This window comes from Synechococcus sp. MIT S9504, from assembly GCF_047497135.1.
Taxonomy (GTDB): domain Bacteria; phylum Cyanobacteriota; class Cyanobacteriia; order PCC-6307; family Cyanobiaceae; genus Synechococcus_C.
Map to the genome: position 1 here is coordinate 2,649,643 of NZ_CP138942.1, position 20,815 is coordinate 2,670,457.

23 protein-coding genes are annotated in these 20,815 nt (G+C 59.5%); 12 read left to right on the forward strand and 11 right to left on the reverse strand.

From position 1 onward, the window contains the following. Positions 1-11 precede the first annotated feature (11 nt). Positions 12-443 (forward strand): HNH endonuclease, encoded by a 432-nt coding sequence (locus SIB58_RS14445; protein WP_067327127.1) that lies wholly within the window; start codon positions 12-14, stop codon positions 441-443. Positions 444-732: 289 nt separating this feature from the next. Beyond that, positions 733-1,659, forward strand: coding sequence for an SDR family oxidoreductase (locus tag SIB58_RS14450; RefSeq protein ID WP_067327130.1), 927 nt, complete (start codon positions 733-735; stop codon positions 1,657-1,659). On the opposite strand, the gene SIB58_RS14455 is transcribed toward SIB58_RS14450, so the two are convergent. Then, positions 1,625-1,828, reverse strand: a complete 204-nt coding sequence (locus SIB58_RS14455; RefSeq protein WP_231857105.1) for a 4-hydroxythreonine-4-phosphate dehydrogenase — start codon at positions 1,826-1,828, stop codon at positions 1,625-1,627. The genes SIB58_RS14450 and SIB58_RS14455 overlap by 35 nt on opposite strands. Between SIB58_RS14455 and pdxA the strand changes: the two genes are divergently transcribed. After that, the gene (gene pdxA / locus SIB58_RS14460; RefSeq protein WP_067327131.1) at positions 1,815-2,849 is read left to right on the forward strand and encodes a 4-hydroxythreonine-4-phosphate dehydrogenase PdxA; all 1,035 of its coding nucleotides are present in this window, start codon (positions 1,815-1,817) and stop codon (positions 2,847-2,849) included. The two genes, SIB58_RS14455 and pdxA, sit on opposite strands and share 14 nt — an antisense overlap. On the opposite strand, the gene accB is transcribed toward pdxA, so the two are convergent. Then, positions 2,836-3,321, reverse strand: a complete 486-nt coding sequence (accB, locus tag SIB58_RS14465) for an acetyl-CoA carboxylase biotin carboxyl carrier protein (RefSeq protein ID WP_067327133.1) — start codon at positions 3,319-3,321, stop codon at positions 2,836-2,838. The two genes, pdxA and accB, sit on opposite strands and share 14 nt — an antisense overlap. Before the next feature lie 2 nt (positions 3,322-3,323). Continuing rightward, the gene (gene efp / locus SIB58_RS14470; protein ID WP_066908590.1) at positions 3,324-3,887 is read right to left on the reverse strand and encodes an elongation factor P; all 564 of its coding nucleotides are present in this window, start codon (positions 3,885-3,887) and stop codon (positions 3,324-3,326) included. A 32-nt stretch (positions 3,888-3,919) separates the two neighbouring features. On the opposite strand from efp, the gene SIB58_RS14475 reads away from it, so the two are divergent. Beyond that, the gene (locus SIB58_RS14475) at positions 3,920-5,038 is read left to right on the forward strand and encodes a peptidylprolyl isomerase (RefSeq protein WP_067327135.1); all 1,119 of its coding nucleotides are present in this window, start codon (positions 3,920-3,922) and stop codon (positions 5,036-5,038) included. Between the two features lie 5 nt (positions 5,039-5,043). Further along, the gene (thiL, locus tag SIB58_RS14480; RefSeq protein WP_067327139.1) at positions 5,044-6,045 is read left to right on the forward strand and encodes a thiamine-phosphate kinase; all 1,002 of its coding nucleotides are present in this window, start codon (positions 5,044-5,046) and stop codon (positions 6,043-6,045) included. Between the two features lie 52 nt (positions 6,046-6,097). Here the strand turns inward: thiL and gap are convergent, their stop codons facing one another. Further along, positions 6,098-7,123, reverse strand: coding sequence for a type I glyceraldehyde-3-phosphate dehydrogenase (gene gap / locus SIB58_RS14485; RefSeq protein WP_066908599.1), 1,026 nt, complete (start codon positions 7,121-7,123; stop codon positions 6,098-6,100). A gap of 169 nt (positions 7,124-7,292) precedes the next feature. Between gap and murC the strand changes: the two genes are divergently transcribed. From murC to SIB58_RS14500, 3 genes are read left to right on the forward strand one after another with little or no spacing between them, the layout of a single operon-like run. Beyond that, the gene (gene murC / locus SIB58_RS14490; protein ID WP_066908896.1) at positions 7,293-8,744 is read left to right on the forward strand and encodes a UDP-N-acetylmuramate--L-alanine ligase; all 1,452 of its coding nucleotides are present in this window, start codon (positions 7,293-7,295) and stop codon (positions 8,742-8,744) included. Further along, positions 8,720-9,652 (forward strand): UDP-N-acetylmuramate dehydrogenase, encoded by a 933-nt coding sequence (murB, locus tag SIB58_RS14495; protein WP_066908602.1) that lies wholly within the window; start codon positions 8,720-8,722, stop codon positions 9,650-9,652. Before murC ends, murB begins: the two co-directional genes overlap by 25 nt. A gap of 24 nt (positions 9,653-9,676) precedes the next feature. Continuing rightward, positions 9,677-10,018, forward strand: coding sequence for a YbaB/EbfC family nucleoid-associated protein (locus tag SIB58_RS14500; protein WP_066908605.1), 342 nt, complete (start codon positions 9,677-9,679; stop codon positions 10,016-10,018). Here the strand turns inward: SIB58_RS14500 and rsgA are convergent. The 4 genes from rsgA to grpE are packed head-to-tail and all read right to left on the reverse strand — an operon-like array spanning position 9,993 to position 13,049. Beyond that, positions 9,993-10,874, reverse strand: coding sequence for a ribosome small subunit-dependent GTPase A (rsgA, locus tag SIB58_RS14505; protein WP_066908899.1), 882 nt, complete (start codon positions 10,872-10,874; stop codon positions 9,993-9,995). The genes SIB58_RS14500 and rsgA overlap by 26 nt on opposite strands. Positions 10,875-10,893: 19 nt before the next feature. Beyond that, a complete protein-coding gene (locus tag SIB58_RS14510) occupies positions 10,894-11,136 on the reverse strand; it encodes a sulfurtransferase TusA family protein (RefSeq protein WP_066908608.1) in 243 nt (80 codons plus the stop codon). Positions 11,137-11,138: 2 nt separating this feature from the next. Beyond that, positions 11,139-12,269 (reverse strand): molecular chaperone DnaJ, encoded by a 1,131-nt coding sequence (gene dnaJ / locus SIB58_RS14515; protein WP_414494673.1) that lies wholly within the window; start codon positions 12,267-12,269, stop codon positions 11,139-11,141. Positions 12,270-12,311: 42 nt separating this feature from the next. Further along, a complete protein-coding gene (gene grpE / locus SIB58_RS14520; RefSeq protein ID WP_066908614.1) occupies positions 12,312-13,049 on the reverse strand; it encodes a nucleotide exchange factor GrpE in 738 nt (245 codons plus the stop codon). A 95-nt stretch (positions 13,050-13,144) separates the two neighbouring features. On the opposite strand from grpE, the gene SIB58_RS14525 reads away from it, so the two are divergent. Genes SIB58_RS14525 through SIB58_RS14535 form a run of 3 tightly spaced genes read left to right on the forward strand, consistent with a single transcriptional unit; the run spans position 13,145 to position 17,259 of the window. Continuing rightward, complete coding sequence (locus tag SIB58_RS14525; RefSeq protein ID WP_067327148.1) at positions 13,145-14,881, forward strand: ATPase, T2SS/T4P/T4SS family; 1,737 nt, start codon at positions 13,145-13,147, stop codon at positions 14,879-14,881. A 10-nt stretch (positions 14,882-14,891) separates the two neighbouring features. Beyond that, complete coding sequence (locus SIB58_RS14530) at positions 14,892-15,965, forward strand: type IV pilus twitching motility protein PilT (RefSeq protein WP_067327150.1); 1,074 nt, start codon at positions 14,892-14,894, stop codon at positions 15,963-15,965. A gap of 16 nt (positions 15,966-15,981) precedes the next feature. Then, a complete protein-coding gene (locus SIB58_RS14535; RefSeq protein WP_066908623.1) occupies positions 15,982-17,259 on the forward strand; it encodes a type II secretion system F family protein in 1,278 nt (425 codons plus the stop codon). Here the strand turns inward: SIB58_RS14535 and SIB58_RS14540 are convergent. Further along, entirely contained in the window at positions 17,253-18,563 is a 1,311-nt protein-coding gene (locus SIB58_RS14540; protein ID WP_066908626.1) for an NAD(P)/FAD-dependent oxidoreductase, read from the reverse strand. The two genes, SIB58_RS14535 and SIB58_RS14540, sit on opposite strands and share 7 nt — an antisense overlap. Then, entirely contained in the window at positions 18,493-19,002 is a 510-nt protein-coding gene (msrB, locus tag SIB58_RS14545) for a peptide-methionine (R)-S-oxide reductase MsrB (RefSeq protein ID WP_066908629.1), read from the reverse strand. Before msrB ends, SIB58_RS14540 begins: the two co-directional genes overlap by 71 nt. Positions 19,003-19,071: 69 nt before the next feature. Here msrB and dusA point away from each other — a divergent pair, with 69 nt between their 5' ends. Continuing rightward, positions 19,072-20,076 (forward strand): tRNA dihydrouridine(20/20a) synthase DusA, encoded by a 1,005-nt coding sequence (gene dusA, locus SIB58_RS14550; protein WP_067327153.1) that lies wholly within the window; start codon positions 19,072-19,074, stop codon positions 20,074-20,076. 25 nt (positions 20,077-20,101) lie between these two features. Here the strand turns inward: dusA and SIB58_RS14555 are convergent, their stop codons facing one another. Then, entirely contained in the window at positions 20,102-20,725 is a 624-nt protein-coding gene (locus tag SIB58_RS14555; protein WP_414494674.1) for an RNA recognition motif domain-containing protein, read from the reverse strand. Between the last annotated feature and the right edge of the window lie 90 nt (positions 20,726-20,815).

The window sequence follows — 20,815 nt, forward strand, 5'->3', positions numbered from 1 at the left end:
GAACCATTCGGATGCATAACAGGGACGCGGTTTTCCTTGAAGATCTATGCCCTAAACTGCGAGTCCGAAGATGGCGTCAATCGCTACACACTCACACCGGTAAAAGCTGCATTTACTGCGGAAAACAATCAGAATCTATTGACCATATACTTCCAAGAGCTAAGGGTGGTTTAAGCGTTACAGAAAATTGTGTTCCCGCCTGCCTCTCATGCAATGGACACAAATCAGATTCCGATGTTTTTGATTGGTATCGTCGCCAGCGCTTTTACGATCCGCGCCGAGCCATGGCGATCCGTGCCTGGATGGATGGTGATTTGCGCCTTGCACTAAGACTTCTGCAATGGGCACAACCGGAACTGAATCAAACCACCAATGCATCGATGGCACCGGATGCATCTCTCAGCAATCAGGGACATCAGGACTGGGGCGTTGAGGCTGCCTGAACCAACACAGCCCGATTCCTGATCACCAGACTCTGCAAGCCTCTGCTGAATGATGCTGCTGACAGATTGATGCCTGCTGTTGAGGCTGCTCAGGTGCCAGCAAAAAGGCCGCACTCACCAAGACCGAGGCAAACAAGGTCGCAGCCAAGCGACGCAACGCAGCATTCTCGCCAGTCGAGATCACAATGCTGCGATTATCGGCGCTTCGAGGCAGCATGGATGCCGATGAGGACATCAGGGGAAGACAGGAACTGGTCACGGCTGCATTGCCACTGATACGTTTGTACTCATGCCGGAATCACTTGTCAACCGCTGCCGATCGCTGCCCGCTGGATCCACGCTGTGCGTCCTTGGAGCTGGCTTCAGTGGGCGTCGGGTCGCGGCCCTGGCTGAAGCACTGAACATCAGGGTGCTCACCACCCGCAGAAACCCCGATCCCGAAAGCAGAGCTCTGCGCTTTGACACTGACCAGAACGTGCTGCCATCGGACTCAGAGCTGCATGGTGTCACCCATCTGCTAAGCACCATTCCCCCAGGCCGTGATCAGACCGACCCTGTTTTGCGGACACTGGGGTCTCAGCTCAGTCGACTGCCCCTTCGCTGGGCCGGCTATCTGTCCACCACCGGCATCTACGGCGACACAGGAGGGGCCTGGGTCAGTGAAACGGATGCACCGCGACCAGGCCAGGATCGCAGCCGCAGACGTCTGATCTGCGAACGAGAGTGGCTGAACAGCGGACTCCCCGTACAGATTCTGCGCTTACCGGGGATCTACGGACCGGGTCGCTCACCTCTGGCCGCAGTGAAGGCTGGCACCCTGAAACCCGTACACAAGCCAGGACAGGTGTTCTGCAGGGTGCACGTCGACGACATCGCCGCGGCCTGCCTGCACCTGATGCACTGCTCTGCGGCAGGGCAGCACCCTCCTGTCGTGAACATCTGTGATCACGAGCCAGCTCCGAGTCATGTGATGCAGCGTCATGCCGCAGACCTTTTGGACTGCGATCTGCCGGAAGCTCGCCATTACGTGGATGCCGAGGCAGACATGAGTGCCATGGCCCGTAGCTTCTGGGCCGAAAATCGCAGGGTGAGCAACGATCTTCTCTGCAAGACACTTGGCTACACCCTGATTCATCCCAACTTCCGCAGCGGACTCTCCCACTGCCTGGAAGCGGAGAGACTCACGGAGGATCCGACTCGGTGCGCTCCGGACTGAGCAGAGGAATCCGATCCAGCCTCAAGGGCTGATCAGGATCAATGAAGTTCAGACCTGCATCATGCAGCATGCGACTCCACTGAACTTCCAGCCAGCCCTGGCGAAGCGCCGTTCCCAGGCCGTAGAGCAACAGGCCGATCACCAGCCAACGCAGCATGACCTCATCCATCGAATGCCATGACGCTAAACAGCGCCTTGTGATCGCACTCGGTGATCCTGCTGGAATCGGCATGGAAGTCACGCTGAAAGCCCTGGCTGATCCCAGGCGACCAGCGGACATGCCGATGCCTCTGCTTGTGGGCTGCAGGGCCAGCCTGCAACAGACCGCTGACCATCTGAGATTGCACACGCCAGACCCCATCGCGGATCCAGATGTACTGACGATTGAGGATCTACCGGTACCTGGAGGGCCTCTGCTTCCCGGCGATGCAGGAGCCAGAAGCGGAGAAGCCGGGTTCCGATGGCTGAGCAGAGCTGTGGAGCTGGTCCAACAACAACAAGCACGGGCACTGGTGACAGCACCGATCGCGAAACATGCCTGGCATCAAGCCGGACATCACTATCCCGGTCAGACCGAACGTCTGGCGGAACTCGATGGACGCAAAACTGCCTCCATGCTGTTCACGGCTGTCTCCCCGGCAACCGGATGGAGGCTGAACACTTTGCTGGCCACCACGCACATCCCGCTTGGTCAGGTTCCAGCAGTGCTCACGGCAGACCTGGTTGAACGCAAGCTCGATGAACTGGCAGGGTTCTGCCTGCGCTTCAATCCTGCTCCTCAATTGCTGGTGGCCGGCCTCAACCCGCATGCCGGAGAGCAAGGGCAACTCGGAGAAGAGGAGCAGCTGTGGTTGAAGCCGTTGCTGGAGCGGTGGGCGAGCGAGCATCCCTGCTTTCAGCTGAAAGGCCCTCTACCGCCAGACAGCTGCTGGCTGAGTGCGGCTAAGGCCTGGAGCAACGATTCTGGTCAGATCGGACCTGATGGAATCCTGGCCCTTTATCACGATCAGGGCCTGATTCCGGTGAAGTTGCTGGCCTTCGATCAGGCCGTGAACACCACTCTGGGCTTGTCTTTTCTGCGAACCTCTCCAGACCACGGCACAGGCTTTGATATCGCCGGACAAGGAGTGGCAAGGGGAGAAAGCATGCTGGCCGCCATCCAGGCGGCCTGGGAGCTCAGCCGGGCTTGACGCGCATCAGCACCTGACCGAATTCCACTGGAGTGCCGTTATCCACAAGGATTTCCACCACCTCGCCTGCAACCTCCGCTTCCAGCTCGTTCATGAGCTTCATCGCCTCAAGAATGCAGATCGTCTGACCGGCATTGATCCGATTACCGATCTCCACGAAGGGAGCTTCCCCCGGAGCAGGAGCGGTGTAGAAGGTCCCGACCATCGGTGCCGTGACATCAACCAGATCAGAACGGGAACCCGCCGCAGGCGGTGGGGCTGCTGAAGCTGTTTCCCCCTGGGCAGGGAAATCAGCGACAGGGGCCGGGGGCACAGCCTGGACAGCAGGGGCCACCGGGGCAGCCACCGCTGTGACCGGCAGGTTGCGACGAACCTCCAGGCGAAAGTCGTCGCCTTCAAGGCGGAACTCCTGGATATCACTCTCACCCAGGGCATCCAAAAGCTTGTGCAGCTGATCGTGATCGAGTTGCATGATCAGCTGCTCTCCCGACCCAGGTAGGAATCGTTGCGGGTATCCACCTTGATCTTCTCGCCAATCGAAAGGAACAGAGGAACCATCACCTGAGCACCGGTTTCGAGGATCGCAGGCTTGGTTCCACCAGTGGCAGTGTCACCTTTCACGCCAGGGTCGGTCTGGGTGATCTCCAGCACAACGGAGTTGGGCAATTCAACTTCAAGGGGCTTCTCGTTCCACGAGACCACACTCACTTCCATCCCCTCCTTGAGGTATTTGCGGCTGTCACCAATCTGCTGAGCGGTGAGCCGGGTCTCCTCATAGCTCGACATGTCCATAAAGACATAGTCCTCACCTTCCATGTAGGTGTGCTGGAGGGTGGTTTTCTCCAGCAAAGCCTGAGGCACCATCTCTCCGGCGCGAAAGGTTTTGTCAACAACGCTGCCGGTCTGGACAGCCTTGAGCTTGGTGCGAACGAAGGCCGAACCTTTGCCAGGCTTCACGTGCAGGAACTCGACCACGCGCCAAACGGCACCGTCGAGCTCAATCGTGGTGCCGGTGCGAAAGTCGTTGCTGGAGATCATTCCCGCCGAACGGTTCAGGGGATCATACGGCTGTGCCAAAGTCCTTTCAGCACCTGGGGTTCTCCTTGGCGATTCGGTTGGGATTTCAGCGCTTGAGCGCATGGCTTATCAGCCTGCTGATGCTGGTTGGGGTGACCTGGACCCCAGCGGCCTGGGCGGGACTCCCCCAGGGAAACGCCGTGCAGGATCCAGCGGCGATCCTGCGCGATTCGTTACCCATGAATCAGCAGGACCTGCGCGATCTTCAGCATCAGCTTGAAAGCACCAGTGATGACCTGCGTGCCAAGCGCTGGAGCGCTCTCGGACGCGGCCTCAAGCGCACCCAGTCCCAGCTGAGCAATAGGAGGAGCGCAATCATCGCCGCGATGCCCATGGACGATCAATCAAAGGCTGAACAGATCCTTGATGCGGTAGCTGATGACCTGAACGTTCTGCAGGAACGCGTTGAAGACAAAGACAAATCGGGATTTATCCAGTCACGGCGCCAGACCCTCAGCCAGATCGGTGATCTGGAAGCACTGCTGATTGATGACCGACTGCCAGCGATCCCATCGGAATTCGATGCCCTGCCAAGGCTGGCCGGCCGAGCCACTGTGGTGATCGAAACCACGGAAGGCGATCTCACTGCCGTGGTGGATGGTTACAACGCACCGCTCACCGCCGGTGCTTTCATCGATCTCAGCCTGAAGGGCTTCTATGACGGATTGCCTTTCAACCGTGCCGAAGACTTCTACATCCTGCAGAGCGGCGATCCCAAAGGCCCTGACATCGGCTATGTGGATCCAAAAACCAAGCAGGAACGTCACGTGCCCCTCGAAATCCGTGTTCCCGATGAGCCGGAAACCCTTTACAACCAGACCTTCGAAGACGTGGGTCTGTTCAAAGCCACTCCAGTGCTTCCCTTCGCCACTCTGGGAACGTTGGGTTGGGCACACTCCGATCAGGCCCTCGATGACGGCTCATCCCAGTTCTTTCTGTTTCTCTACGAAGCGGAGTTGACGCCAGCAGGGCTGAATCTTGTGGATGGGCGCAATGCAGCCTTCGGCTATGTCGTTGACGGGTTCGATGTACTCGAAGAACTGGGCGTCAACGATGAGATCAAGAAGATCAGAGTTGTTGAAGGTGCAGATCGACTCCAGCAGCACGCCTGAGCTCCGTGACGCTCACACTGGCGAAGCTGGGTGAAGCGGAGCTGCTCAGGCGGCTGGCCTGCTTTGCTCCACCAGGCCAGCTGGCTGATGACACGTGCACCCTGGCCTCCGACACCCGGCAGCTGCTAGTGAACACCGACGTTCTGGTGGAAGACATTCACTTCAGTGACCGCACGACTAGCCCTGAGGATGTGGGCTGGCGGGCCGTCGCGACCAACCTGTCGGATCTGGCAGCCAGCGGTGCCATTGCTGTGGATGGGATCACGGTTGCTCTGGTGGCACCTGGAAACACTCACTGGAGCTGGGTGGAGGATCTTTACCGCGGGATCAGCGAAGCTCTCAGCTGCTTCGGAGGCATCCTGCTGGGAGGGGATTGCTCCGCAGGCAGCCAAAGACTGATCTCGGTCACTGCACTGGGCCGTGTCGGCCCCCTGCGTCTGCACCGCGCTGATGCCTGTCCAGGTGACTGGCTCGTGACCAGCGGAGCCCATGGCCTGAGCCGGCTGGGGCTTGCACTTCTGCAGGGCGATCCAGCACTTGATGAGAACGAGACGCTGACGGTCAGCCTGCGGGACCTGGCCATCTCCCGGCATCAACGACCCATTCCGCGGCTGGATGCCTTGAACACTCTGTTGGATCAAAAACCCAAGGACATGCCCTGGCGAGCCGCCGGCACAGACAGCAGCGATGGCCTTCTGGCAGCGGTGCAGGCACTTTGCAGCAGCAGTCATTGCGGTGCTCAGCTGACGCGGGAATGGCTGCCAAAGTCAACGGACTGGCCTTCAGGCAGCCGGTGGGACGAATGGTGCCTCAACGGCGGCGAGGATTTCGAGCTGGTGCTGAGTCTTCCACCGGCCTGGGCACAACGCTGGATTGACCATCAACCGGGCAGCCACCGGATCGGCTCGATCACGGGCGACAGCAATGCAATTGTGTGGAGTGACACCAGACGTCCTGTTGCCGCTGCAGGATTTGATCACTTCGGCTCCTCACTGAATGATGCATGACCAAAAAAAATCCCTCCCGCAGGGAGGGATGAGCCATCAGATCAGATCCTGATCATTTCCAGTTTCTGGCCACCACCTCGGCGAGGTCCACGACTCTTTGGCTGTAGCCCCACTCGTTGTCGTACCAGGCAACGATCTTGAAGAAGTTGTCGCCCATGGCAAGGGTCAGATCCGCGTCAAAGATGGTCGACTGATTGGTACCCGCGTAGTCGCTGGACACCAGGGGCAGATCGCCGTACTTGATGATCTTGCTCATGGGACCATCAGCAGCAGCCTTGAGGATCGACTTGATCTCATCGACGGAAGAGGCACGGTTGGACTCAAACACCAGGTCAACGGCTGAAACGTTCGGAGTGGGAACGCGCATCGCGATACCGGTGAATTTGCCCTTCACAGCGGGATAAACCAGAGCAACAGCCTGGGCTGCACCTGTGGAGGTGGGAACCATGTTCACAGCAGCAGCGCGGGCACGGCGCAGATCGCGATGGTTGTTATCGAGAATCCGCTGGTCGCCTGTGTAGCTGTGAATGGTGGTCATCAGGCCACGATTGATGCCGATCGACTGATCGATCACTTTCACCAGGGGAGCGAGGCAGTTGGTGGTGCAACTGGCATTGCTGAGGATGTCGAAATCTTCATGACGGTATTGATCCTCATTCACGCCCACCACGAATGTGCCGACCTTGGGGCCTTTACCTGGAGCGGTGAGAATCACCTTCTTGGCGCCGGCCTTGATGTGCATGCTGGCCTTCTCATCGGTGTTGAAGACACCGGTCGACTCCAGAACCAGATCGACTCCCCAGTCCTTCCAGGGGCAGTTGAGGGGATTGCGGTCGGAGAAGAACTTCACCTGCTTGCCATTGACGATCATCGAGTCGTCAGTGGTTTCGATCTTCACGCTGGGATCAAGCTTGCCCAGGATGGAGTCATAAGTGAGCAGGTGAGCACTGGTCTTGGGGTCTGAAGTGGCATTCACTCCGACAATCTCGATATCGGTGTCTGCGCCACGGCTGATCCAACCGCGCATCACATTGCGACCGATTCGGCCGAATCCATTGATCGCAACGCGCAGGGTCATAACAGAAGCGGACAATCCGCAGGGAATGGCCGCTGATCATACAGAAATCGCTAATTTCCAATGAATGAGCTTTTTCATCGAATGATTGAGGGGGCGAGCGCGACAGTCTGCGCCAATTAGTGGTCAGCAGGAAATGCTGATTTATGGTGCGCGTCCATGGCATTTGTTTTTGAGCAGATCGCTTGACAGCCCTTCCTCAGTGCACTTCATCGGTGCGGGCGGAATTGGCATGTCTGCCCTGGCTCGAATTCTGCTCAGCCGCGGTCACAGAGTGAGTGGCTCCGACCGCAGGATGTCTCCCGCAATGGAAGCGCTGCAGTCGCTTGGGATGGTTGCTTTCGCCTCCCAGACGGCACAGAACTTTGATGAACTGAAAAAACGAGGTCTAGCAACGCCGTTGGTGGTGATCAGCAGCGCCATCCCGGACAGCAATCCGGAACTGGCTGCAGCCCGCCAATCGCAACTGACTGTCTGGCACCGCTCCGATCTGCTCGCTGCCCTGATCGATCAACAGCCTTCCATCGCGGTAGCAGGCAGTCATGGCAAGACCACCACGAGCACGGTGGTTACCTCACTTCTTCACAGTGCTGGAGAAGATCCCACCGCTGTGATCGGTGGCATCGTTCCCTGTTACGGAAGCAATGGACATGCAGGTTCAGGCCGTCTGCTGGTGGCAGAAGCCGATGAATCCGACGGCTCCCTGGTGAAATTCAACGCAACCCTGGGCGTGATTACCAATCTGGAACTGGATCACACTGACCATTACAGGGATCTGGATGATCTGATCACCACCATGCGGCGCTTCGCAGCCGGTTGCGGTCGACTGCTTGCCAATCAGGACGACCCGATCCTGAGCGAACACTTCCAAGCTGATGCCTGGTGGTCAGTGCAACGCAGCGACAACGTTGATTTCGCCGCTCTGCCGGTAGCCCTCGAAGGCGACCACACGGTTGCAGATCTCTATGAACAATCTGAGTACGTCGGTCAAATCACGTTGCCGCTGCCAGGCCTTCACAACCTGAGCAATGCCCTGGGAGCTCTAGCTGCCTGCCGTTTGGAGGGAATCCCTCTCGAGCGTCTGGTCAAACACCTCAACGAGCTCAAGACACCTGGTCGCCGCTTCGACTATCGCGGCGACTGGCAGGGACGTCTGGTGGTCGACGACTACGCCCATCATCCCAGTGAGGTGGCTGCGACCCTTGCGATGGCCACTCTCATGGTGTCCAGTGGGCGAAGCCCGCTGCCGCGCAGCCCGAAACGACTGATGGCCGTGTTTCAACCCCATCGATACAGCCGCACGCAGGAATTTCAGAATGAGTTCGCGCTGGCGCTCTCCAACGTCGACATCGTTGTCTTGGCTCCGGTGTTCTCAGCTGGTGAAGACCCCATCCCCGGTGTCAGCAGCTCAGGCCTGGCGTCATGCATTCAGCAACACAGTGCCGATCAGACGGTTCTGGTGGCCGAGACCATGGACGAGCTGGCTGATCTGGTTCGGGAACACAGCTGTGCTGATGACCTCGTCCTGGCGATGGGAGCCGGTGATGTGAACAGTCTCTGGTCGCGGCTTTCACCGAACGCATTGCAGGAGCAGACGTCATGTCAGTCGACACTGACAGCTTGAGAGACCTGAAGGACCAGGGAATCCTGCAGGAGCAGGTTTCCCTGGCCCACTACACAACATGGCGAGTGGGCGGACCGGCGCAATGGCTGGCCGAACCGAATGAGGCCCGGCAGATTCCCACCCTGCTTCATTGGGCAGCCAATGAAGGGTTACCCCTCCGCGTGATCGGTGCAGGCTCCAATCTGCTGATTGCTGATGCAGGGCTTCCAGGACTCACGCTCTGCCTGCGACGGTTGCAGGGACTTGATCTTGATGCCCAGAGCGGCAGGGTGCGGGCAAGCTCCGGTGAACCGATCCCAACCCTGGCAAGGCGTGCCGCGAGAAAAGGATTGCAGGGGCTGGAATGGGCCGTGGGCATCCCTGGGACGGTGGGCGGAGCCGCTGTGATGAACGCCGGTGCTCAGGGTGGCTGTACGGCTGAACGATTGATCAGCGTGGATGTCGTTCCTCTAGAAAGCAACGATTTCAGGATCAGGAGGCTTGAGCGGGAATCGCTCGATTTCGCTTACCGCCACAGTGCTCTTCAAACCCAGCCGTTACTGGTCGTGGCCGCTGAATTTCAGCTTGAAGCAGGTCATGATCCGGTCGAGCTGCAACAACGCACCAGCGGAAATCTCAACCATCGCACCAGCACCCAGCCCTACAAACAACCGAGCTGTGGCAGCGTCTTTCGCAATCCAGAACCTGCCAAGGCCGGTCGTTTGATCGAGGGCCTTGGCCTGAAAGGCCGACGTGTCGGTGGGGCGCAGGTCTCTGAAGTGCATGCCAATTTCATTGTCAACACCGGTGGAGCCCGAGCTGCCGATATCCGCAACCTGATCGGCTTGGTGCAACGGGAGGTGGCCGATGCCCACGGCATCCATCTCCAGCCTGAAGTGAAACGACTGGGATTCGAGATGGCGGCCTAACCTTTCTGTTCCTTCAGCGATGCCATGGCCGGGTTCGGACTTCCCAATTTTGGACAGCTCACCGAAGCCTTCCGCAAGGCACAGCAAATCCAGCAAGACGCTCAGAAACTGCAGGAAGAGCTCGATGCCATGGAGATCGAAGGCAGCAGCGAAGACGGACGAGCCTGCATCTGGCTCTCCGGCAACCAGCAGCCACTGCGTGTGAAATTGGATCCCAGCCTGCTGAGTGAAGGGCAGGAAGCTGCTGAAGCCGCCACACTCGCAGCGCTTCAATCGGCCTACGAACGCTCAACTGGCACCATGAAGGAGCGGATGCAGGAACTCACCGGCGGCCTCGACCTCAACCTGCCCGGAATGGGCGGCTGATCTCAAGAAGCTCCTCCACAGCTTTGCGATACATGGGATAACGCTCCCAGTCGCGGGTCACGCCACAGCCTGGTTCATCCCGGTGCAGGCAGTCACGGAAACGGCAGGGATGTTGGTCAAGCTGGACACGCAGCTCTGGGAACAGCACCTCCAGATTGGAGACATCATCCGGTAACTCCGGGCGGTTGAACCCCGGAGTGTCGGCAACCCTGGAGCCAGGGGAGAACGCATGCAATTCCACATGACGCGTGGTGTGACGCCCCCTCTGCAGGCGACCTGAAACCTCACCCACCCGTAACGCCAGTCCTGGCAGGAGACCATTCAGCAACGAACTCTTTCCCACCCCCGAGGGGCCGCAAAGCACAGAGATCGGAACGGTCTCCAGTTGCGCGCGCAGCTCCTCAAGCCCCATGCCAGAACGCGTGGAAACAAGAATCGGTTCATAGCCCCATCCCTGCAGACGTTTGCGTAGTTGTGACAGAGCATCGGCATCCAGCAGATCGCACTTGGTCAGCACCAGCAAAACCTGCAATCCGGTCTTCTCAGCCGTGAGCAGAAACCTGCTGACCTGATCGGCATCAAGAGCAGGTTGCTCAACGGCAACCGCCACCAGGATGCAGGAGGCGTTGGCCACGGGAGGACGAACCAGAAAACTGCTCCGAGGTTCCACATCGGCAACCACGGCCCTGGCGTGATCACAATCAATGGCTTCCACCCGTACACGATCACCCACATGGACCGCTGCACCACGATGGTTGAGTCGGGTGCGACGTGTGCAGAGAAGACGGGGAGGAACATCGACAGGCGGGGCCTCAAGCTCCACATCGAGGTAGTTGGCCTGAAGTGCAACAACCATGCCCGGATGCAGTTGATGGCTAATCACCGGCACAGATCACCTTCAGCCGCACCTGAGCATCGGAGAGGCGCTCCACATGGACCTGATGGCCATCACGACGCAGTCCCGGAACCACCATCTCTTCAGGTTCACCAGGATCAAGATCCACCTGAAGGCACTGACCGGAGGTCATGCTCTCAAGCGTGAGCCGACAGCGAATGAAATTGAGCGGACAGGGCGTCCCACAGAGATCGAGCTGACGATCGGGGAGACGTTCCGTCATGGTCAACGCTGTCCGAACAGACGTGCAAACAGACCGCTCTTGTGGTGGTGATGCTGCTCTCCCCTGGCGGAGTGATGACCGGCAAGCTCCTCAAGCAGTCCCCTTTCTTCATGATTGAGACGGGTGGGGAGCTTCACATTGACCGTGATGCGCTGATTGCCGCGGGCCACAGGATTACCCAGCTTGGGAATGCCTTTGTTTTCCAGAGTCAAAACGGCATTGGGTTGAGTCCCAGCAGGAATCTCAAGGCTGGTTGGACCATCCACGGTGTCCACCTCGATGGTGTCTCCAAGGATCGCCTGCAGGTAGCTGACCTTCACCTCGGAGTGGACCGTCAATCCATCCCTCTGCAAGGAGGGGTGTGGTTTGACGGTCAGGAACACGTACAAGTCGCCAGAAGGACCTCCGCGAAGACCGGCATTGCCCTCACCGGTCACCCTCAGACGGGTACCGGTGTCAACACCGGCTGGAATGTTGATGCGCAGCTTCTTGCGCACCTGACTCACGCCCTGGCCGCCGCAGGCATTGCAAGGATCAGCAATCACCTGACCACTGCCATTGCAGCTGGGACATTCAGCCACTTGGGTGAAACTGCCGAAAGGGGTCCGGGTTGCCCGGCGCACCTGGCCGACTCCACCACAGGTGGAGCAGGTGGTGGGACCACTGCCGCTCTTGGCACCACTGCCGGAGCATGTGCTGCATGTCTCCAGATGAGGAACACGAATCTCCCGCTCCTGTCCGAAAACCCCCTGCTCGAAGTCGATCGTGAGGTCATAACGAAGGTCATCCCCTTGCTGAGGACCACGGCGACGTTGCTGACGACCACCACCGGCGGCCCCACCGAACCCACTGAAGAAGGTTTCAAAAATATCGGCGAAACCACCCATGTCGCCCATGTCGGGCATGCCAGCAGCGCCCCCGAGCCCAGCCTCACCGAATTGGTCGTAGCGGCCTCGGGTCTGGGGATCGCTAAGAACCTCGTAGGCGCGACCGATCTCCTTGAAGCGATCCTCTGCGCCCGGATCCTTGTTGATGTCGGGGTGGTACTGGCGAGCCAGTCGCCGATAGGCCCGTTTGAGGGTGTCGGCATCGGCATCCCTGCTGACACCGAGCAGCTCGTAATAATCGGCCATCAGCTCGACGTCCCGAAGATCACAGTAAAAGCAGGGGTCTGATCAACTGTTGGCATCTCCCGAAGCCTCCCCTTCAGACGCGACCTCGGCATCAGAGGTGGACGTCTCGCTGCCGGCAGCCTGTTGCGGGCCAGGCCCCATCGACACCTTGACCATGGCGTGACGCAGAACGCGGCCGTCGAGGTGATAGCCGCGCTGCAGCTCCTCAATCACCACGTCTTCTGGATGCTCCTCACTGGGCTCACGCAGCACCGCCTCGTGCAGGGTTGGATCAAACTCCTGGCCGACCACTCGCATCGGAGCAACACCAAGCTGTTTGAGCACCTCAACCAGCTGCTTATAGAGCCCCTGGTAGCTGCGGTGGAGCCCCTGGGCTTCCTCCGTCTGAGGATCGAGCTGCTGACGGGCACGCTCGAAATTATCCACGACGGGAAGGATTTCACTGAGAGTGCTGCAGATGAGCTGAAGCTTGAGATCGTCCTGGTCACGACTCTGACGCTTGCGAAAGTTGTCGAAGTCGGCAGCGATACGAACGTACTGACCGCGCAACACCTCATGCTCCTCTCTGAGCGCGGAGTGTTCCTTCTCGAGCTGCTCAAGACGGGCCTCGTTCTCCACGGACTGGGAAGTTGACTCCGATGCGGCTGCGCCTTCAGCAGACGATGCCTCATCCACGACTGATGTCTTGTCCTGAGTTTCGGTTGGATTCACGGCAGGTTGCTGGCCGTCGGAACCAGCCGATGACGGATCCTGCGCTGGGGTGGAAGCATCGCCACTCATGCTGACCGGTTGCGAATTCACGTTTAGACATGTTGATAGGTGAGGCAGTCCTCCCACAAGCGGGGGAAGCCCGCACCTTTCTGTGAATTTGATCCGTGAGCGACAAAAGCCGGCCTCTGGAACTGGAATTGCTCCTTCAGAGGACCCTTCCAGGCAACCTCGGCATCGCTGATGAACCGGTTCTGCTCGAAGAACTGGAGACCATGGGATTTGATCCCATTCGTCATGCCGCGCTTGCGGAGAGCCTGACGGAACTGCTCAGCAGGAAACCCGCTGTCAGCGATGAAGCTGCTGCGCCCTACCAGGAACCGGCAATCACGGAAACATCGCAGCAATCCAAGGCTGAAGTGGCGACCAACAGCCAGCCCACGGCTCCGGAAAATTCAAAAACCGAAACTGTGGCGGAGACCGCCACCTCCTACCTCAAAGATTTCAGCGTTGACGGGGTGCTGGAGGCTGATCCCGATGAGGCGGACGCCGACTCCTCGAAACCGGTCGATCTGGAATCCGGGCTCAACGATGCAGAACGCTCACCGGTGATCGATCTGGTGGATCGCATCCTGATGCAGGCCCTTGTACTGGGTGCCAGCGACATCCATGTGGAGCCTCAGCAGGCCGGCCTCCAACTGCGCTTTCGTCAGGACGGCGTGCTGCAGAGACAGATCGAACCGCTTCCGAGCCGGCTGGTACCGGCCGTGACCTCCAGATTCAAGATCATGGCGGAACTCGACATCGCTGAACGCCGGCTCCCTCAGGACGGCCGCATCCGACGCCGCTTCCAGAACAGGACCGTGGATTTCCGGGTCAACAGTCTGCCGAGCCGCTACGGGGAGAAAATCGTTCTGCGGCTTCTGGACAGCTCCGCCACGCAGCTGGGGCTTGACAAGCTGATTTCCGATCCTGATGCCCTAAAGCTGGTGCGCACCCTGGGGTCCAAACCCTTCGGAATGATCCTGGTCACAGGACCGACCGGATCAGGGAAGTCCACAACGCTGTACTCCCTGCTGGCGGAACGCAACGAACCGGGGATCAACATTTCCACGGTGGAGGATCCGATCGAATACGCCCTGCCGGGGATCACCCAATGTCAGGTGAACCGAGAAAAAGGCTTCGATTTCAGCCAGGCACTGAGGGCCTTCATGCGTCAGGACCCGGACGTGCTGCTGGTGGGTGAAACGCGCGATCTGGAAACGGCGAAAACAGCCATCGAAGCGGCACTCACCGGTCACCTGGTGCTGACCACCCTCCACTGCAATGACGCTCCAAGCGCCATCGCCCGCCTCGACGAGATGGGCGTGGAGCCGTTCATGGTCAGTGCCTCACTGATCGGGATCGTCTCCCAGCGTCTGCTTCGGCGGGTCTGCTCCAAGTGCCGAATCGCCTACCGGCCTGATTCCGAGGAACTGGGTCGCTTCGGCCTGATGGCTAGCAACGAGGCAAACGTCAGGTTTTTTAGAGCCAACCACCATGAAGGCGAGGCCAATCCCTGCCCCCAGTGTCAGGGCAGTGGTTACAAAGGGCGAGTGGGGGTCTACGAAGTGCTGCGCATGAATGAGGCGCTGGCAACCACCGTGGCCAAAGGTGCCACCACTGACATGGTGCGCCAGCTGGCCCTTGAGGGAGGCATGAAGACCCTTCTGGGCTACAGCCTCGATCTGGTGAGGGAGGGACACACGACCCTGGAGGAAGTAGGCCGCATGGTGCTCACCGATTCCGGCCTCGAATCGGAGCGACGGGCCAGAGCCCTGAGCACGCTCACCTGCAGCGGCTGTGGTGGCGGACTCCAGGAAGGTTGGCTGGAATGTCCGTACTGCCTGACCCCACGTCACTGAGGAGCGAGCGATGGAGCTGATGATCGAAGACCTGATGGAAGAGCTGGTGAAAGGCGGGGGCAGTGATCTGCACATCGCCAGCGGCCAGCCCCCCTACGGACGCTTCAGCGGTCAACTGCGATCGATGCGTGATGAAGCCCTGCTCGAGGAGAGCTGCAACCGGTTGATCTTCTCAATGCTCAACAACAGCCAGCGCAAGACGCTGGAGCAGACATGGGAACTCGACTGCGCCTACGGCCTCAAGGGAGTGGCCCGATTCAGGGTGAACGTCTATCGCCAGAAAGGCAGCTATGCGGCCTGTCTGAGAGCGCTCGGAAGCTCGATCCCAAGCATTGAGATGCTGAACCTGCCACCGGTGGTGGTGGAAACCAGCAAGCGACCAAGGGGTCTGGTGCTGGTCACCGGACCCACAGGCTCAGGCAAGACGACCACCCTGGCGGCTCTGCTGGATCACATCAATCACACCCGCGCCGAGCACATCCTCACGATTGAGGACCCGATCGAGTTCGTCTACAAAAGCGACCAAAGTCTTGTCCACCAGCGCCAGCTCAATGAAGACACCCGCAGCTTTGGCAATGCGCTCAGGGCAGCACTTCGGGAAGACCCGGACGTGATTCTGGTGGGTGAGATGCGCGACCTGGAGACGATTCAACTGGCGATCAGCGCCGCAGAGACTGGTCACCTGGTGTTTGGAACTCTGCACACCAGTTCCGCAGCTCAGACGGTGGACCGCATGGTGGATGTGTTCCCGCCCGCACAGCAGACCCAGATCCGCGTGCAACTGTCCGGAAGTCTGGTGGCGGTCTTCTCCCAGACGCTCTGCCGTCGCAGCAATCCCGCGCCTGGCCAGTTCGGCCGGGTGATGGCGCAGGAAATCATGATCAACACTCCTGCCATCGCCAACCTAATTCGCGAAGGCAAGACGGCCCAGCTCTACTCACAGATCCAGACCGGCGGTGAACTGGGCATGCAGACCCTGGAGAAAGCGCTGGCAGATCTCGTGACAGATGGCGACATCGATCAACAGGAAGCACTGGCCAAAGCCAGCAAGCCCTCAGAGCTGGAACGACTTATGAGCAGCTGACGGTAAGAGCAACGCCATGGCCACCTTCACTGCCACCTACACCTCCGCGACCGGTCAGGAGCGGACCGTAACGGTCAAAGCCAACGATGTGACCACAGCGAAGCGTCAGTTAAGGCGGCGGGGCATCAAAGCCACCGAGTTGCGAGCGAGCGAAACCGGTTCCGGACGAAACAGAAAAAAAGGACCTGCCGCCAAAGCCGATGAAGCATCCGGCGGAAGCTTTCTCAGCATGGATCTGGGAGAAGCCTTCCAGAAACCTCCGGGAGTGAAGGAGAAAGCGGTCTGGGCCAGCAAGCTGGCGGCGCTGGTGGATGCAGGGGTGCCGATCGTGCGCAGTCTCGATCTGATGGCCACGCAGCAGAAGCTGCCGATGTTCAAGAAAGCGCTCATCGCTGTGGGCATGGAGGTGAACCAGGGAACTGCGATGGGAGCAGCGATGCGCCAGTGGCCGAAGGTGTTCGATCAACTGACGGTGGCCATGGTGGAGGCCGGAGAAGCTGGCGGAGTTCTCGATGAATCCCTAAAACGGCTGTCCAAACTTCTGGAGGACAACGCCCGCCTGCAGAACCAGATCAAGGGTGCAATGGGCTACCCCGTGGCCGTACTGGTGATCGCGATTCTGGTGTTCCTGGGCATGACCATTTTTCTGATCCCGACCTTTGCCGGCATCTTTGAAGATCTGGGCGCAGAGCTGCCTCTGTTCACCCAGCTGATGGTGGATCTGAGCAAGCTTCTGCGTTCTTCAGCCGCTCTAGTCTTCGCCGGTGGGCTGCTTGTGGCTATCTGGTTGTTCAGCCGCTACTACGCGACTGATAAAGGCCGTCGCGTGGTGGATCGCTTAATGCTGAGGCTGCCGCTGTTCGGTGATCTGATCATGAAAACCGCAACCGCCCAGTTCTGCCGGATCTTCAGCTCACTGACCAAAGCCGGTGTGCCGATCCTGATGTCACTGGAAATCTCCAGTGAAACAGCGGGAAATTCGATTATTTCCGATGCGATCCTCGACTCCAGAGCAATGGTTCAGGAAGGCGTTCTGCTGAGCGCGGCACTGACGCGGCAGAAGGTTCTGCCAGACATGGCCCTGAGCATGCTCTCGATCGGCGAGGAGACCGGCGAAATGGACCGAATGCTCAGCAAGGTGGCCGACTTCTACGAAGACGAGGTGGCCACGTCCGTGAAGGCACTCACCTCGATGCTGGAACCGGCAATGATCGTGGTGGTGGGAGGCATCGTTGGCTCGATCCTGCTGGCGATGTATCTGCCGATGTTCAGTGTTTTTGATCAGATTCAGTAGCGAGCTCCTGAGGTTTCGACAGCTGCAATGGCCTGTCCCGCCAGCCAGCCGCCGCTCCAGCAGGCCTGGAAGTTAAATCCACCGGTGACACCATCCACGTCCAGCAGTTCGCCTGCGACATAGAGCCCCGGACAGCGACGACTTTCCATCGTGGCCAGGTTCACTTCACCCAGGGCCACTCCACCAGCAGTGACAAACTCCTCACCAAATGGGCCCCGGCCCTGAATCAGCAGCCGCTGAGCGCAGAGAATGTCGACCAGATGACGCTCAGCCTTCAAGGGCAGATCCGCCCAACGGCGCTCACCCTCCAGAGCAACGGAAGACAGAAAGGCATGCCACAAGCGACGCGGCAAGTGTTCAAAGGGATTGGCCGCAATCAAGGTGCGTCGAGCCTTGTCCAACCGCCACTGCCGCAGCCTCTGCTCAACACCCTGGCGGCCCAGGCCGCCACTCCAGTCCACCTTCAGTTCTCCCTTGTAGTGACTTTGATGAAGCGCCCGGGCCGCAAAAGCGGAGAGGCGCAGCGTTGCAGGACCACTGAGTCCGCGGTGGGTGATCAGCACCCGACCGGTCTGACGGAAACGCTGATCCCCGAGCTTCAGATCAAGGTTCACGTCATCAATGGCAATGCCGCTGCAGGCAGCAAGTGTTTTGGTACTCAGCGACAGGCTGAACAAAGAGGGAACCGGCGGCACCAATTGATGACCGAGGGACTCCGCAAGCTGTCGACCACTGGGATGACCACCGGTGGCCAGCATCAGCTTGCGAGCCTTCAATGGCTGCTCTAGCCCACGGCCCTCAACCACAAAACCACCATCCGTCTGCGCCGCAACCTGCTGCACCAACACTTTGGTCCGCAGCTGCACACCCACCGCAGTGGCAGCGTTCTGCAGGCAGTGGATCACCGCCTCCGAACGGTTCTGCTGCGGAAACATGCGTCCGTCAGGTTCCTCAACAAGGGTGAGGCCATGCTCATCAAACCAGGCAATCGCATCACCACAGGCAAAACGACTGAATGGGCCACGCAAAGGCCTACTGCCACGGGGGTAATGGCTGGAAAGTTCCGCCGGATCCCAGCAGGCATGTGTCACATTGCAGCGGCCTCCACCACTGATGCGAACCTTCTGAAGTGGCTCCGGCGTGGCTTCCAGAACCACAACCTGGCGCAGACCCTGTTCCGCCGCGGTGATCGCTGCCATGTAGCCGGCCGGACCACCGCCGATCACAATCAGGTCAAGCGGCCTGGAAGCGCAGTGCGACGCCGTTGTTGCAGTAGCGCTTGCCGGTGGGCCTGGGACCGTCATTGAACACATGACCCTGATGGCCGCCGCAGCGGCTGCAGTGGTATTCCGTGCGCGGAACAATCAACTTGAAATCTACTTTCGTGTCGATGGCACCTGCCAGGGGCTGCCAGAAGCTTGGCCAGCCAGTGCCACTGTCGTACTTAGCCTGCGATGAGAAAAGCGAAAGATCGCAACCAGCACAGTGATAGATGCCCGCTCTCTTCTCGCTGTTCAGCGCACTGGTAAACGGGGGCTCGGTGCCTTCCCTGCGAAGCACCTGATAGGACTCTGGCGACAAACGTTTCTTCCACTCCTGATCGGAGAGATTCCACTGGGAATCCGACGCATCAGAGGCCGCGGAAACCTGCTTCGGAGCCCGGAAAACACCAACCAGACCTGAAACCATTGCAACCAGCATGGAGCGTCTGCTCAACAGCCACTTTTCGATGGTGGAGGGCATCACTGATGGCGAGTTAGTGCTGAGACCGTTCTAGACAACTCGGAACCAGGAACCAGGCAGCATGGAGGGATGGATTCCCACACCAGAACCGATCGGGAACCTTGCTGGCGCTTCAGCATCGCTCCAATGCTGGACTGCACAGACCGGCATTTTCGCCAGCTGATGCGCCAGATCAGCTGTCATGCACTGCTGTACAGCGAAATGGTGGTGGCGCAGGCGCTTCACTACACCAAGCGAAGGGAACGCCTGCTCGACTTCGATGTGGAGGAGCATCCAATCGCCCTCCAAGTTGGCGGTGATCAGCCACAACTGCTCGCAGAGGCCGCTCGCATGGCAGCGGACTGGGGCTATGACGAAATCAACCTCAATGTGGGCTGCCCAAGCCCTCGGGTTCAGGCCGGCAATTTCGGAGCCTGCCTGATGGCAGAACCCGAACGCGTGGCCCGCTGTGTGGAAGCGATGGTGTCCGCCACTGCCCTGCCGGTGACGGTGAAACACCGGGTGGGTATCGATGATCTCGATAGCGACACCCTGCTCACTGCTTTTGTGGATCAGCTGGCCGTGGCCGGTGCCAGCCGCTTCAGCGTGCACGCTCGCAAAGCCTGGCTGGATGGCCTCGATCCCAAACAGAACCGCACAATCCCTCCGTTACAGCATGAGCGGGTGATCGCGCTCAAACAACGAAGGCCCGAGCTCATGATCGAGCTGAACGGCGGACTCGACACCCCGGAGCAGTGCCTGTCCGCTCTGAATCATTGCGACGGCGCAATGGTTGGCCGGGCCGCCTATGCCCATCCTCTGCGCTGGGCAACCATGGATGCCCTGATCTATGGCGAGGCTGCACGGGCCGTGAAAGCCTCAGATGTAATCAAAGGCCTGATGCCCCATGCCGAACGCCACCTGGAACGGGGTGGACGTCTTTGGGATCTCTGCCGCCACCTGGTGCAACTGGTGGAAGGAGTGCCGGGTGCCCGCCACTGGCGACGCGAGCTCGGTGAGCAAGCCCAGCGGCCAGGGGCAGACCTCAGGGTGCTGGAACGTTCAGCCCGGCAACTCACAGATGCCGGGCTTTAAACAGTGAACTGAACAAATCGGTGTATCAGCCTTCGGCGCCGCCATAGCCGCCGTAGTCATCTCCACCGCTATCACCGCCGCCGCCATAGCCACCACTGCCATAACCGCTTCCACCACCATCGGTCTGGGAAGCACCACCACGACGACGACTGCGGCGACCCTCTTCAACACCACCTCCGTAAGCAGAACCGGACTGGTCGCCACCGCCAGCAGCTCCACCACCGCTGTATCCACCACCGGAGGAACCGCCTCCATAGCTGCGATCTTCCCAACCACGTGCACCGGAGCGACGATCGCCGCCGCCACCGCCGTAGCCACCACCGCCGCCACCGCCGTAGCCACCACCGCCGCCACCGCCGTAGCCACCACCGCCGCCGTAGCCGCCACCACCACGACGAGGTGCACTCCCGCGGGGCTCAGCCTTGTTGATACGAAGGGGACGACCCATTAACTCAGCGCCCTGGAGAGCTTCGATCGCAGCGGCTTCCGCCGCTTCATCGACCATCTCCACGAAAGCGAAACCACGTTTGCGACCGGTGTCACGCTCAAGAGGAAGGGCACAGTTCGTGACCTCTCCATGAGCGGCGAACAGTTCGATCACGTCCTCCTGCTCAGCGCGGAAGGGCAGATTGCCGACAAAAATGCTCACTTGACTGCTGGACCTGAAGAGAAAGGACCCAATCGGATCAGACAAGCCATCGGTACAGGATCCAACGAAGGATCAATAACCTCTGGCGCA